Genomic DNA, 14,626 nt, shown 5'->3' on the forward strand with positions numbered 1-14,626 from the left:
CCCTCATTCAATTACTAGTAAGTTAGAGCAAATTTTAAAATTTGCTTCTGTATGTTGCTTTATATCTTCCACTGTGTAAGGGCTCATCAATTCTTGCAAAATAAGTCCACCCTCCGTTACTTCCATTACTGCCATATCCGTAATAATTAAATCTACACATTTTTTTGAAGTTAATGGTAATGTACACTCCGAAACAATTTTTGCATTTCCGTATTTATCGACATGATTCATCACAACAACGACCCGCTTCGCTTTTTGAGCTAAATCCATTGCTCCCCCAATACCTGGAACGCGTTTTCCTGGAACAATCCAGTTCGCTAAATCACCATTCTCACTTACTTGTAATGAACCAAGAATTGTTATGTCTAGTAAACCTTTTCGAATCATCCCAAACGCTGTGCAACTATCAAAATAACTTGCTCCTGTAATAAGAGAAGTTGGCAAACCTGCTGCGTTACATAAATTTTCGTCTTCATTTCCTTTACTTGGCGTAGGTCCCATACCTACAATTCCATTTTCCGCATGAAACATAACGTTTATATCGTCAGGCAAATGATTTGGTACAAGCGATGGTATACCAATACCTAAATTTACAATCATTCCATTCTGTATTTCTTTCGCCGCACGTCTAGCAATTTTATCTCTCACTTCTACGCCCATACCCATTTCCAATTCACTCCTTCCGACGGTACGATATAATTTACAAATACTCCTGGGACAACAATTTCTTCTGGATCTAAACTTCCAAGTGGAACGATTTCCTCTGCTTCTACAATCGTTATATCCCCGGCCATAGCAACGTGAGGGTTCATGTTACGAGCGCTCTTATCAAACACAAGGTTACCAAATGGATCCGCTTTTTTCGCATATACAATCGCAACCTCAGCAGTTAATGCTGTTTCAACTAAATATGTCTTGCCATTCATTTCAACTGTACGTTTTCCCTCTTCTACAATCGTATCAACACCTACATCAACTAATACGCCACCAAGTCCTACACCACCAGCGCGAATACGCTCTGCTAATGTTCCTTGAGGAGAAAATTCAATTTGCAACCTTCCTTCGTTTAGCTGTCTTCCTGCATTTGGATTTGAACCGATATGAGAAGTAATTAATGATTTTACTCTTTCATTTGTAACGAGACGACCGATTCCTACATCAGGAAATCCCGTATCATTCCCAATTAAATTTAAATTTGTAACTCCTTTTTCTAAAATCGCCTGTATTAAAGATGGAGGGGATCCGATCCCCCCAAATCCCCCAAACATTAATGTCATATCATCGTGGAATAAAGAAATTACTTCCTCTATCTCTTTTAATTTATCGAATGTATTCGTAATAGTTGTCATGCGATACTATGCCCTCCTTTTTGCATCATTTCTTCTACACTTTTTGCAAAAATTGAAAGTAATTCATCTAACTCGGAATATGTAGTTGTCATTGGCGGTGCCACAAGCAGTGCACTATCTTCTTTTCCTGCTTGCCCTGAAACAGCTTGGTATAAAAGAAGACCATTTTTAGCTGCAACCGAAATAAGTTCCGATGCTTTTGAAAACGGTTGCAATTCTACTCCGATTAGCAATCCTTTTCCGCGCACATCAGCAATGATTGTCGATTGTTGCTGAACTTTCTGTAGTCCCTTTATTAAATACTCTCCCTTTTCCGCTGTTTTTTCAGGTAAATTATGTTTCTCCATATATTCAATAACAGCTAGAGCTGTTGCTGCAGATAATGGATTTGCACTTAACGTATGCCCACTCATAACAGAACGTGACCCTCGTAAAATCGGCTCCATAACACGGTCACTTACAACCGTCGCTGCCATCGGTGTGTATCCAGCTCCTAAACCTTTACCAAGAGTCATAATATCCGGTTCTACACCCCAGTGCTCCATCGCAAACCATGCACCAGTACGACCAAGCCCAGTCATTACTTCATCAGCAATAAATAAAATATCGTAATGGCTACAAATATCTTTAATAACTTTATAATATTCTTTCGGCGGAACGACTGCGCCTCCAGCTGCTCCAATAATCGGTTCAGCGATAAAAGCTGCAATATGTTCTGCTCCAATTCTTTCAATTGACCTTTCTAGTTCCGTCGCACAGGCAAGCTGACAAGTTGGATATACTTTTTGCACCGGACATCTAAAACAATATGGAGCTGGAATAGTTGGATAATCTTCTAAAATTGATACGAAACGTTGTCTACGGAGTGGATGCCCAGACATCGATAATGCTCCCATCGTAATGCCGTGATAACTCATCCATCGAGACAAAATTTTATGCTTTCCTTGAATACCCCGCTCTTGAAAATGCTGAATTGCAATTTTCATAGCTGTTTCATTTGCTTCCGTACCACTATTTACAAAAAAGCTCCAGTTCAAATCTCCTACACTTAAATCGCTTAATTTCTTCGCTAATTTTTCAGCTGGTTCACTCGTAAACTGTGATCTATAAACGAAAGCAATCTCCTCTGCTTGCTTTTTGATAACGTCCGCAATCTCCTTTACGCCATGCCCAATCCCTGCCGTAATTGCCCCTGACGAGCCATCAAAATATTTATTTCCGTTTTGATCATACAAATACACACCTTTTCCATGTGAAATCATTGGATACGGCTGACCAACAAGTGGTTTAATTAAGTAATCGCGCATAGCGCTCCCCCATTTCTCCAATTTGTATATATATATGAAGAAAATTGACGTTTCTTTCATAAAAAAGAACCCTCTGCGAAAGCAGTGAATTTATCAAAAAACTATTATAAAATATACAAATGAGTGCTAAATATTATTTCGAAAACAGAAAATTCAGAACTTAATTCAAAGACCAACCCTAATCTATACGCTCAAATAACCCTCCCTTATATAAAATTAACGCTTCACTAAATATTTTTCTAACATAATGCCAGCCTCGCTCAATTGCCGACATTGTGTAAACTTCGACGAAACTCCCTTTAAACTCCTTCCTATTCCCCTACTTTATATTGCATATTTTCAAACAAAATTCGACAATTATCCTTACTAAATGCATAGTGATTATTTGTATAAAAACCAATATTCTACATACATTGCGTTCGTTTTATACAATAAAAAAAGAACCGATTAACTACATTAATCAGTTCGGCACGACGCTCTATTACCGGTTAATACCTTCACTTGCAAAAATGAACTAAAAACAATAGCACAAAATCCTTCATAACTTCATTTCCAATCACCTTTGGGATAACCATATCCCAATTCGTCACTCCTTCCCTCAAAGTCAAACTACCATTCCTTTATAAATTATGTAGGACAATTATCACTTTGTATGTGTATTTGCCTATAATTTAAAAAATCCCTATTTTTCAAGAATTTCAGACCATGCATTTCATCGTCTTCATTACAAATTTTCTCCTTTGGAAACCATTTTTTCGCATAACCTCATCCTTGCTAAGCATATAGTTTTAATGATGACAAAGGAGGAATGTTCATGTCTCAATCTGAAATCGAAAAATATGGACAAGAAGCTGCTCGTTACGAACAGCTCGCTCGTTACTATCAATTTCATAATCCCAAAAAATATGTAGAACTATATATGAAATATTATGATGCGCTTACGAATCTTGTACAGGCATATGAAAAAAGAGATTCACAAGAAGCTACTTTACCGTCACACATAAGATTTTTTCACTCTGCTTCCAATACACCTGCGGTTGATATTTTAGTAAACGGGCAAAAGGTTATTAAAAATATTTCATTTAAACAATTTAGCCCTTATTTAACATTAGTGCAAGGTAAGTACCGAATAGATATTGTTCCTGTCGGAAATGAAACTCCCATCTTTTCAGCTTTAGTACCAATAATGGGAAATCACACTTATACTTTTGCTACAATAAATAATGATAATCATCTACAATTACAGCCTATGCTTGATAATACTCATTTACCAGCAGGTCAGGCAAAAATACGCTTTGCACACTTTTCTCCCGATACCCCTGTTGTAAATGTAAGTTTAAAAGATGGCGATCATTTATTTGAAAATGTACTCTTTAAACAAATAACAGATTTTTTAGAAGTTAGCCCTGGTACAGCTGATATTGAAGTTTCACTCGCAGATAATCAAAGTGTATTGCTAACTATACCGGATTTCAAAGTCGAACCGAACATTATTTATACAATTTCAATTTTAGGTTATTCCACGAAAGACCCTAAATTAGAAGCCGTTATACTTACAAATTAAAACAGTCTACACCATTTATTTGGTGTAGACTGTTTATTTTTGAAATGCAATTTGGAATTCTGTCCAATCGTCATCCGAACGACACATGATGGATCCATTATGTTTTTCTACAATTTGTTTACATACAAATAATCCAATACCAGTTCCTAGCTTTTTAGTAGTTACAAATGGTTCAAAAATCGTTTCTACATTTTCAGCTGGAATCATTGGCCCATTATTTTTTATTACAATTCGAATCGATTGATCTTCTTCAAATACATCAATGATAATTTTCCGTTCTTCTTTCATTGATTCAAGAGCGTCAATTGAGTTCATTAATATATTTAAAAATACTTGTCTCACTTCACTCCGATAACCAGTAAGCGGAATTGGATATGGCAAATTCTTTTCAATCGAAACATTTGCATTGACCAAACTCGGATATAAGAACTGTATAATATCTTGAAACAAGTCATTAAGCCAAAAACTTTCTGATTCATTCCACATTTCCTTTTTTGATACGAGTAAAAATTGTGAAATACGAAAATTTAATTGGTCTAATTCATGAGAAATAATATCTAAATACGATAAACTAGGATGATCTGCCTTTAATAATTTGACAAATCCCATAATGGAAGTAAGCGGATTACGAAATTCGTGTACAAAACTAGCTGACATTTGCCCTAAAATCGTCAGCCTTTCTTTATGTGTTTCGTTAATATATTGCTGTTTTTCCTCTAAGTTTCTTGATATAATTTCCGAGTATTTTAAAACAGTATAATAAATTAATTTGTCAAAACAAGTATGTATTTGGTTCATAATTGGTTTCAATTCACGTGCACTAACATCTAATTCACACATCGCTTCGAAAAGCTCATTTCTTCCCACATTTGCATTATAAACAAAATCACCTATATTAGCATCTGCTCCTGCACGTTCAATAGCAATTTTCTCGCATAATGGCTGAAGATAATTAATATCTTTTTCTTCCATAATAAGTTCAATAATAAACTCTAATAAATCCTCTCCATTTTGAACTACTTCTAGTCTAAATGGATCTTTATCGGAAATTATCATTTTGTTTTTCCAGTTCTCAACGAATTGGTGCCTGTTGTTTTTCAAGTGCGAACAAAATACTTCTTTAATATCCTTATCGATTGGAAAAACCTCCATTCCCTCCATTTCCATGCGACGAATACCCTTTATATTTTGAATATTAACACAAAAATCATGATTCGTTAATAGATTATTGTCACATTTTGTTAATATGTGTTGATAAAATTTTTATAACTTTATTAATTGTTTAGATTGATGCATTCCATTTTCCTTCCTTTCATTCAAATTTTTTTATTCGATGCGACTTTTTTTGCATCCTGATTCATTCTTTCGTACAATAGAAAAGGAAAGGTGTGAAAAATATGGTAAATAAAAATGTGGAAGATTATCTCCAAGAAGGCATTTATGGCCAAAAGCAGAACAAACCAGAAGAACGTAATATGTATTTAACTACATTACGTGAGCGTGTAGAAATCGCTTTAACTATCGGTCAAGTAATGCAAAGTAATGTATATGCTGAAGTAGCTAGTAGCATGCGCTCTTCTCACTCATTACAAATATTCCTAAATGGTGGCATTGCTTACCCACATTTATCCAAATACATTAAATTGGCAAATGAAAAAAATGTTCCTTTTACAATTGTTCAAAATAAAGGCATAGAGACACCAATCGGCTTAGTATTATCTCATAGCACTGCTGTTGACAAAGAACAAATTTATGTAGAAGATGCTATTTACAAACAAGAAATGAAGTAAATGGTACACTTGATTAAATGAAATCGTTCTGAAAAGCGTAAAGCAAAAGTAAAAAACGAGTATGGAATCGTAAACATTTCCTACTCGTTTTTTATTGCGCTATTTACATTCTATATACTTTATTTTTTAATACATACTAATTTCATTTCTGTCATTTCTTCTATTGCATATTTAATTCCTTCACGCCCTGTACCGCTTTCTTTCACACCACCGTAAGGCATATGATCTACTCTAAACGTCGGAATATCATTTATCATGACACCACCAACTTCTAATTCATCAATTGCACGCATTGCTTTAAACAAATTATTAGTAAATACGCCTGCTTGTAGACCGTAACGTGAATTATTTACTTGCTCTATGGCCTCATCAAATTCTTTAAATGTATTTACTGTCATAAGTGGGCCGAATACTTCTTGGCACTGTACAGATACATGCTCCGGCACATTTGTTAATACAGTTGGTTCAAAAACCCTTTCATCACGTTTGTTACCGCCATATAAAACGTTTGCTCCTTCTTTAACCGCTTCTTGCACCCAGTTATCGATACGCTCGACATCTTTTTTCGAAATTAAAGCTGATACATCCGTTTCCTCAATCAGCGGATCACCAACAACAACTGTTTCCATCGCTTTCCGTAACTTTGATAGAAAGTCATCCATTCTCTCTTCATGTACAAAAACACGTTGCACCGAAATACAAACTTGTCCATTATTAACAAATGCTCCCCATTTTACACGTTCAATTAATTCATCTGTTAATTCTACATCTTCATCAATAATAACTGCAGCATTTGATCCTAGTTCTAACGTAACTCGCTTTAACCCAGCCTTTGCCTTAATTCCAATTCCAACTTTCGGACTTCCTGTAAAAGTAATGGAAGCCACATCATCATTTGTAACTATTGCTTCACCAACAGTTGAACCGGGGCCAGAAATAATATTTAAAGCTCCTTTTGGCAATCCTGCCTCTTCAAATAGTTCGATTAATGCGTAAGATGATAGAGGCGTTTGATCAGCTGGTTTTAATACAACTGTATTTCCAGCAGCAATTGCAGGACCAACTTTATGTGCCACTAAATTTAATGGAAAATTAAATGGTGTAATAGCCCCTATAACCCCAATCGGTTTTCGTATTGTGTATGCAATACGCCCATCTGCACCAGGTGCTGCATCAAGTGGCAGTGTCTCACCGTATATACGCTTCGCTTCTTCAGCTGCAAATTTATATGTTTGAACGGTACGATCTACTTCTCCCCTTGCAGCACGTATTGGTTTTGCAGCCTCTTTTGCAATAATCTCTGCAAATTCTTCTCTTCTTTCATCCATTTTTTGTGCGACTTTCTCTAAAATAGTCGCACGATCATATGCAGATAATGTATTCATTTCTTTCATGGCATTTTTTGCAGCAGCAACAGCCTCTTTTACATCTTCTTCCGTTCCTTGCGCAATTTCCGCTAATGTTTCTTCAGAATATGGTGCGTATAATGGTTTATACGTGTTTACAGACTTCCAATCTCCATTTATATATAAATGCTTTTTCATAATTCTTCTCCTTTCAAATATATGTATACAACAATACTTCACCTAGTGAAAGGTCTGACTTATTCCATTGTAACATAGCCCTTATTTTGCCAAAAACATTATGCTCAAAAAAAAACTCTGCCATCTAGCAGAGTCTACGAACTAATTTGTTCTTGTAATGAAATTTGTTTTTCATCTTCTAAAATAACAATTGATTCTACAGTTTTTGTAACTTCTAATCTCTTTATATAGTGTCCATCTAATTCTTTCACGCAAAACTTATAATTTTCGATTTCAATGAAATCCTCTTCAGCAATTTCTATATTTTTCGTTAAAATCCATCCACCAATTGTATCAACACCATTATCATCTATTGTTAAACCTAATAACGTATTTACTTCACTAACAAGTACTTTTCCCTCTAGTATCGTTTTCGTTTCACTAACTTGTTGAATTTCTGGCTGTTCATCTGTATCAAATTCATCTTGAATATCTCCAACTATTTCTTCTAAAATGTCTTCAACAGTAACAAGTCCAGACGTACCACCATATTCATCTATCAATATAGCAATATGTGTTCTTTGTTTTTGCATTTTTAAAAATAAGTCGTGTATTGGGATAGAGTCAATAACTAAAATAATCGGCCTAATATATTGCTCTACTTTCTTATTACGAACCGCTTTATGCTGCACAAAATCTGTAAAAATATCTTTAAAGTTCACAAAGCCTATTACGTGATCTTTGTCTCCATCAACAACTGGATATCTTGTATATTTTTCCCGAGACATCTTTTGCAAAGCTTCTTCAGCAGGCATTTCTTTCCTTATAATATGCATCTCAGTTCGGGGTACCATTATTTCTTTTGCTATACGATCATCAAATTCAAAGATTTTATTTACATATTTATATTCAGACTGATTAATCTCTCCATTTTTGTAACTTTCTGAAACTAACAACCGTAATTCTTCTTCTGAATGAACTTCATCGTGCCCTTTCGGTGGTTTCAGCCCTAACAACTTCGTAATAATTCGGGCTGATCCATTTAATAGCCAAATAAATGGAAATGCCATACGATAAAAGAAAGTTAACGGTTTAGCAACAAATAAACTTACCTGCTCAGCTTTTTGAATCGCAAATGTTTTTGGGGCCAATTCCCCTATTACAACATGTAAAAATGTAATAAACAAAAACACTAAAATTACAGCAAAAATGTCTGCCAGTTGAGTAGAAATGTTCAAATTCACAAAAAGCGTGTCAAACATTTGCTTTAATGCTGGTTTACCAAACCACCCAATTCCCAGTGCTGTAACTGTTATTCCTAGCTGACAAGCAGATAAATATTCGTCTAAGTTTGTAATGACTGTTTTGACAGATGTTGCACGATTATTTCCTTCTGCAATTAAATAGTCAATTCGTGAACTTCGTACTTTAACAATTGCAAACTCTGCTGCAACGAAAAATGCCGTTAAGGCAATTAAAACAATCACTATACTTATACTATATATGTCCAAATACTTTTCCTTACTTACATTGTAAGCAAGGAAGCCACCTCCTACTTAATTTTATTCAAGTGAAGTAAGCATTCTAATACTCTAACAAAATTCTACATTAGCAACCACCTTTTTATATATTATATGCATACATAAAAAAGATATTTATCATTATGATAATCTAATTTATTTCCCTCAGTCAAATGATTCTAAATGTTAATATAAAATATTTTTATATACACGATATATTCTTTATAGCTTCTTTTCGTGAAAAAACACTTTCTTTGCCGATTCCACACTTCTTTTGTCATACCAGAAGGGAACTTCCTTCATAGATCGAAATCATTCAACAGGATATATATAGGAGGGATTATTTTGGAATATAAAACACCATTTATCGCAAAAAAATTAGGTGTTAGCCCAAAGGCTGTTGTCCGGATTGCACAACAATTAAATCTTACAATAGAAAAAAATAAATATGGTCACTTTATTTTCACACAAGATGATTTAGACCAAATGTTAGAATACCATCGTTCACAAATAGAGCAGTCTCAAAACACTCACCCTACTCAAAAAACATCATCAAATGATGTTGAAGAATTAAAAACTCAAGTAAATACAATTGTTCAAAACATATCATCGCATGATTTTGAACAATTAGCCGCTCAATTAAACACAATTACGAGAAGACTAGATCGAATGGAAGAACAAATGCAAGATAAGGCAAATGATGTTGTTACATACCAACTTTTACAACATCGCCGTGAAATGGAGGAAATGTTAGAGCGAATTCAAAAGCTAGAAGCTGGCCTCAAGAAAGAAGAACCAATATATATTACTCCCGATACAAAACCAACATATGAACGTGAAAAGAAACCGAAGCGCCGTAAAATGATTTTTAGTATATTTGGATTATAATTTTTAGACCCTTATTAAAATAATAAGGGTCTTTTTCATGAAGGATGATTTCATTTTAAAATAGTATTCTCTTTATTATACATATTCATTTCTTTTTATTTGGTTAACATAATATTCTTACTGTATTCTGCGATTAATGCCTGTGCATGGGCATTCCCTTGAATCACATCTCGAAATTCTTTTAAAGAATACAAATGCGTAGCCCCTTTTCGGGCATGAATTCGTACTGGTACACCTTGTAAAGTATCATGAAACTGAAATGGCTTATCTATCGGTTCAATTGGAAAACCGAGTGTTAATAAATACATATACATTCTTTTTGTAACTGCTGCAATATACCATTCTGCTTTCGTTTCTAATGCATGCATAAATAAAATAGCTGTTAGTCTTTTAAAGTGTCCTCTCCCACGAGACGTTTTTGCGATACTTAACTTGCCGATTTCATATACATTTTGCAAATCTTTCACTAAATCATTTTTAGAAAACGGATAGAAAAACTCAGAATTCGATTGCTCTGGTACCGTATACTTAATACATTCTACTGTACCAATATGATGCTCATCTTCTATTAATAAAAATCGTGATGGATTTAAATTACGTTCTACGAACATTAAGTTTCTTTCTTCACAAAAATCTCCCCATAGTTGCTCGAACCAAAAATGTTCTTCCTTTGTTTGAACACGCTGGAACATATTTCCCCGCCTTTCCCATCGCCGCTCTGTTTTTGATAACGCTTTCGCTATCTATCATATAAGAACAAATCTTCGTATGCAACTAAAAATATTTATGACTTATTATATTCTGCAAAACGAATTAAATTCCATCATGTACCATCCTTCTCACAATATATTTATATTACTTGCAAATTCATATCATATGAAGCCGTCTCCCATACTGCATATAATTCTTCTTAATCTAAAAAAATCCTTTATAAAAAAGGATTTCTTTTACTTCTTCATGCTTTTTAACCACTTCTCAAAAATTTGTACCATTCCATGTTTTCCAGCTAATTTCTCTTCCCCTTGCTTTGTTTTATATGGATATAATTGTAAGAAAATACCACAACCAGACTCAATTTTTTTACTATGCATATGACTTCCTGGATATACACAAATGACTTCATCAATGGCCCTTCGATGATAGACTCGCTTTCCATCCTGTTCTTCTACAAATTTTATAGACCAGTACTTATACATTTGCTCAGTTGCTTTCGTATTCCCAACGTGCTGAAAAATATTGTACATTGGGCTATACTTCACTTCAATAATAATAGAAGATTGATAGACGTATTTCTCTTCCTCCTTTACATAACAGTCTAAGCGAATATCTGGCTTCTTCGTATCTTCTCCATTATAAAAATTACTCCCTTTACTTAATGCAATAAGAGGATGTGTTTCAATTAAATCATTAAATGCGACATGGACTTTCATATCATCTCGATGTAAAACTACTGTCGTTCCATCTTGTAATCCATCTACATAAAAATGTTCTTGTATTTGTTCACGAATGGAATTTCTGGCTTCAAAACCAATTTGCTCTAACATGGAAATAACGATAAAAAAAGCGTAATATTCATACACTAAAAAAGTTGGTTTATAAACAAATAATAAAGATGGAGATTGATCTGTATATTGTGGGAGTAAATCTAAATGCTGTAGTAATTGTTGATGTGGTATCGGTAAATTATGTGCGTTCATTCTACCCGTTTCAGAAACTTCTCTCCAGAATGGAGAATGCATTAAAGTTTGAAAGTATTGTACACTATCATGTACGAAATGCGCTAAAATTTTATATTCTTGTATCTTCATAGAACTTTTTCGTAAATCCGCCTCTTTTAGTAAATGTATATTTTTATATTTTTGTTTCTCTCTATCGGTCACTGATCCATTACGCTCAATTGTTTGTATAATCGTTTTTACAGCTTGAAATTCTTCTGATTTCTTCTTTTTTTCTCTTTCTAATATTTCAATTGTTTGACGCAAAAAACTTTCGGCTTCAAGTAAATAAAGATAAAATTGCATCGCTTTAAATTTAAGAAATGCATTTTCCGTACTATTTTTTTGTTCGATGAACTTACGATTATAATATTTTGCATACGGTTTTCTTTCCGCCACTACCGCTCCTTTCCTCGTTACTTTCCGCTCCTTTTCTTCCCATTTATATTCATGTATAAATTTTGAACTCGATTCTATTTTCTTAAAAATTTGCTTTATCTTTTTCATTTTTTGCGGCAACTTTCTAAGTAACACTAGATAAGAAGAATCTTCAATATCGCTAAGTGCAGAGAAAGTCTTTTTATAATAACCTCTATCTAAAATCAACTCATTTAAAATTGACTTCACATAGTTTTGAATCATTTCAAATTGGTCATCAAAAAAATTTTTGGGGACGACTTGAAAAGCGCCATAATACGTTCGATCTTCTATATTCACCTCAAAATGATATAAACCACAACGCCATGGATAAAAAAATTCCGTTTTTCCATGTTCATATATTAATACCTTTTGTTTTTTTTCATTTATTTCATATTTTGTCTCTTTTATATTTTTCTGTCCCTCATATACTTTATTCCATATAAAAGTAATATTCATTGGATTTTCATAATGGTATTGCAATCTAATTGGTTTTAATTCTTGCACTTTATAAATACATTGAACTAATGCTGTAGTGGAGGTGCAAAGACGATTTAATAAAATATATTCCCCCTTTGTTTCTGTCCCAATGATTAACTTTAATACAAAAGGGAGCGTTTCTTTCGTATCAACGATTTCTGTTTCATATCGCCCTTCATTTTGCATAACCATACAACTCCAATTCTCTACGCTTTTCTCTTATATATGCTAAAGAGTGTTCAAATGTAGATACTCTGTTTGCAAGTGAAGATTGCAAAAGAGGTACTAATGTTGCCCCCCTTTTTACTTCCTCTGAAAGTAAAGACCCAACCATCATTTCAGTCCCTCTTATTTTCGTCAATACACGTTGCTTTATTTGTAAATCAAATCCTTCTTCTCTACTGATCATATAGGAATGATTATTTTGGAACGGTATATTTTGCAAGTAAGTAGCTATTGCATTTGCGCATCGAAAAGAAATTCCCTTTGACGTATCGTGTGATGACAATACACCATGTAACTTATCTAATAGCTCTAACTCTTCTTCAGAAAACACCTCAATCATCGTTTTATTCCTGACCCAATTTATACGAAATTCTCCTGCAGTTACTTTCAGAGGTGGTTGTAATACAACTTTCTCTTGCTCCATACACATCTCACAAAACGGAACCTTTCTTAAAGTTATTACATTCGTCCGATCTAATAATCGATCTGAGAGTTCCTTCGTTGTTTCATCAAAATTCACAGTACCAACAAACATAATATTTTCTCCAATTTCAATTGTTGGTGGAATTGGATTTTCTTCCTCTTGTACACCTTCATACAAATTTAAAATACGGTTTTGCTTTTCAAGTTGAAGAACAGATAGAAATGGAGTAAACCAATGCTCAATATGTGACATATTCATTTCATCAAAAACGATTATATACAGCTGATTTTGATTTTCTTTTGCCTTCATTAACGCTCTAACTAATTTTGTTTCACTTTCAATAAAAGTACCATTTGAGTGAAGGTAACCAAGTAAATCATGTGGTTCTTGATACGATGGCGAAATCGGAATCCAAACCAATTCTTCCCCATACTGTAATCCAAGTGCTTCTGCATAAGCTTGCACAAAACGGGATTTTCCAGCGCCTGGTATACCACCCAGAATCGTCAACATATTTGTTTTTGCACTTATGTGAAAGTTATAAATATCTGTTTCATCCAAATATAGCCCTTTATTACGTACAAAACTTTTCACATACTGTAAAAAGACGGATTCACGCTCATCCCATTCCCATTCATCCTTTTGCACTTTTACTTCCTCTACCTCTACAAGCTTACCTTCTTCAGTTATTCGTTTTTTTAATTGCTCATACACATGATTGCTTACAAAATATAATTGATCTTCTACCGCTATTTCTACATACTTCATCCAGTCATTAAATTCTATATACTTGCATTCCCGCTGCTGTTCAAAATATGCGATTGAACTAATTGACGATGACTTTAAAGATATATTTCCATATAACCTTCCCTCGTGCCACAATAACTCAGGCGGCTCAAAGTCTTTCGGATATTTTGGCATTAGAAATGACAAATAACCATTACTAAGTTTTCTTTCTAAAGACTCCCCCTTTTTATAATCGGAAACTTTAGGTACTGGAATCATTTTATAACCGTTTGCGATTTCTCGCGGTTCTTCTGTACAAATTAACTCTACGTATATATGTCCTCTTTCATAATAAAGACGAAACATAACCAATTGCTTTTCTAATTTTCTTTTCTTTAATTCCGAAAAGACTTTTTCATTCTTTTTATTGTTACATAAACCTTCAAATACATATGGTTCATTTTTCAATTGCTCTTGCAACGTGAATGGTATTGGCGATAGGCATTGTACAAAGAAATTCTCTCCACTCTTCTCACTCTCTGCTTTTGTAAACTTCCCAATAAACCTCATATAGTACATGCGTTTTATAAAACTTGGCTGAAGAGCTTTATGTAATTTCACCTTCGTCACCTTCTTTTTTCATACTATTCTTAGTGTATGAAAGAAACGCAAAACTAGAAACAAAAAACCTGACGTTA

General features: G+C 34.0%; 12 protein-coding genes. 3 read left to right on the top strand and 9 right to left on the bottom strand.

What is annotated here, in order from left to right; all coding sequences use genetic code 11:
- Positions 1-3: 3 nt before the first annotated feature.
- The 3 genes from AC0L0O_RS13580 to AC0L0O_RS13590 are packed head-to-tail and all read right to left on the bottom strand — an operon-like array spanning position 4 to position 2,656.
- Complete coding sequence (locus AC0L0O_RS13580) at positions 4-666, bottom strand: CoA transferase subunit B (RefSeq protein WP_000525271.1); 663 nt, start codon at positions 664-666, stop codon at positions 4-6.
- A complete protein-coding gene (atoD, locus tag AC0L0O_RS13585) occupies positions 651-1,349 on the bottom strand; it encodes an acetate CoA-transferase subunit alpha (protein ID WP_000208097.1) in 699 nt (232 codons plus the stop codon). Before atoD ends, AC0L0O_RS13580 begins: the two co-directional genes overlap by 16 nt.
- On the bottom strand, positions 1,346-2,656 hold the full coding sequence (locus AC0L0O_RS13590; protein ID WP_001205893.1) for an aspartate aminotransferase family protein: 1,311 nt from the start codon (positions 2,654-2,656) through the stop codon (positions 1,346-1,348). The genes atoD and AC0L0O_RS13590 overlap by 4 nt, the downstream gene beginning before the upstream one ends.
- A gap of 814 nt (positions 2,657-3,470) precedes the next feature.
- Between AC0L0O_RS13590 and AC0L0O_RS13595 the strand changes: the two genes are divergently transcribed.
- Entirely contained in the window at positions 3,471-4,220 is a 750-nt protein-coding gene (locus tag AC0L0O_RS13595) for a DUF4397 domain-containing protein (RefSeq protein ID WP_000083261.1), read from the top strand.
- 33 nt (positions 4,221-4,253) lie between these two features.
- On the opposite strand, the gene AC0L0O_RS13600 is transcribed toward AC0L0O_RS13595, so the two are convergent.
- Positions 4,254-5,387 carry a BA2291 family sporulation histidine kinase gene (locus AC0L0O_RS13600; RefSeq protein WP_000425094.1) on the bottom strand — a complete coding sequence of 378 codons (1,134 nt, stop codon included), beginning with the start codon at positions 5,385-5,387 and terminating at the stop codon, positions 4,254-4,256.
- A 230-nt stretch (positions 5,388-5,617) separates the two neighbouring features.
- On the opposite strand from AC0L0O_RS13600, the gene AC0L0O_RS13605 reads away from it, so the two are divergent.
- Entirely contained in the window at positions 5,618-6,010 is a 393-nt protein-coding gene (locus AC0L0O_RS13605; protein WP_000247554.1) for a YueI family protein, read from the top strand.
- Positions 6,011-6,129: 119 nt separating this feature from the next.
- Here AC0L0O_RS13605 and AC0L0O_RS13610 read toward each other — a convergent pair whose 3' ends face one another.
- Positions 6,130-7,554 (bottom strand): aldehyde dehydrogenase family protein, encoded by a 1,425-nt coding sequence (locus AC0L0O_RS13610; RefSeq protein WP_000716439.1) that lies wholly within the window; start codon positions 7,552-7,554, stop codon positions 6,130-6,132.
- A gap of 134 nt (positions 7,555-7,688) precedes the next feature.
- Positions 7,689-9,044: a hemolysin family protein gene (locus AC0L0O_RS13615; RefSeq protein WP_000356256.1), complete on the bottom strand. Its 1,356-nt coding sequence runs from the start codon at positions 9,042-9,044 to the stop codon at positions 7,689-7,691.
- A 354-nt stretch (positions 9,045-9,398) separates the two neighbouring features.
- Between AC0L0O_RS13615 and racA the strand changes: the two genes are divergently transcribed.
- Complete coding sequence (racA, locus tag AC0L0O_RS13620; RefSeq protein WP_000456010.1) at positions 9,399-9,941, top strand: chromosome-anchoring protein RacA; 543 nt, start codon at positions 9,399-9,401, stop codon at positions 9,939-9,941.
- A gap of 95 nt (positions 9,942-10,036) precedes the next feature.
- On the opposite strand, the gene AC0L0O_RS13625 is transcribed toward racA, so the two are convergent.
- The 3 genes from AC0L0O_RS13625 to AC0L0O_RS13635 form a co-directional block, all read right to left on the bottom strand.
- Complete coding sequence (locus AC0L0O_RS13625) at positions 10,037-10,633, bottom strand: hypothetical protein (protein ID WP_000487803.1); 597 nt, start codon at positions 10,631-10,633, stop codon at positions 10,037-10,039.
- 255 nt (positions 10,634-10,888) lie between these two features.
- The gene (locus AC0L0O_RS13630; protein WP_473785813.1) at positions 10,889-12,739 is read right to left on the bottom strand and encodes a hypothetical protein; all 1,851 of its coding nucleotides are present in this window, start codon (positions 12,737-12,739) and stop codon (positions 10,889-10,891) included.
- Positions 12,729-14,549, bottom strand: coding sequence for an AAA family ATPase (locus AC0L0O_RS13635; protein ID WP_000766178.1), 1,821 nt, complete (start codon positions 14,547-14,549; stop codon positions 12,729-12,731). Before AC0L0O_RS13635 ends, AC0L0O_RS13630 begins: the two co-directional genes overlap by 11 nt.
- Positions 14,550-14,626: the final 77 nt, after the last annotated feature.

Source organism: Bacillus sp. GS3m_15504 (assembly GCF_055825275.1).

Bases quoted from the DNA above. Each gene is read 5' to 3' on its own strand.
- AC0L0O_RS13590 (WP_001205893.1), bottom strand. From the start codon at position 2,656: ATGCGCGATTACTTAATTAAACCACTTGTTGGTCAGCCGTATCCAATG.
- AC0L0O_RS13630 (WP_473785813.1), bottom strand. From the start codon at position 12,739: ATGCAAAATGAAGGGCGATATGAAACAGAAATCGTTGATACGAAAGAA.
- AC0L0O_RS13605 (WP_000247554.1), top strand. From the start codon at position 5,618: ATGGTAAATAAAAATGTGGAAGATTATCTCCAAGAAGGCATTTATGGC.
- AC0L0O_RS13610 (WP_000716439.1), bottom strand. From the start codon at position 7,554: ATGAAAAAGCATTTATATATAAATGGAGATTGGAAGTCTGTAAACACG.
- AC0L0O_RS13625 (WP_000487803.1), bottom strand. From the start codon at position 10,633: ATGTTCCAGCGTGTTCAAACAAAGGAAGAACATTTTTGGTTCGAGCAA.
- AC0L0O_RS13580 (WP_000525271.1), bottom strand. From the start codon at position 666: ATGGGTATGGGCGTAGAAGTGAGAGATAAAATTGCTAGACGTGCGGCG.
- atoD (WP_000208097.1), bottom strand. From the start codon at position 1,349: ATGACAACTATTACGAATACATTCGATAAATTAAAAGAGATAGAGGAA.
- AC0L0O_RS13595 (WP_000083261.1), top strand. From the start codon at position 3,471: ATGTCTCAATCTGAAATCGAAAAATATGGACAAGAAGCTGCTCGTTAC.
- AC0L0O_RS13600 (WP_000425094.1), bottom strand. From the start codon at position 5,387: ATGGAAATGGAGGGAATGGAGGTTTTTCCAATCGATAAGGATATTAAA.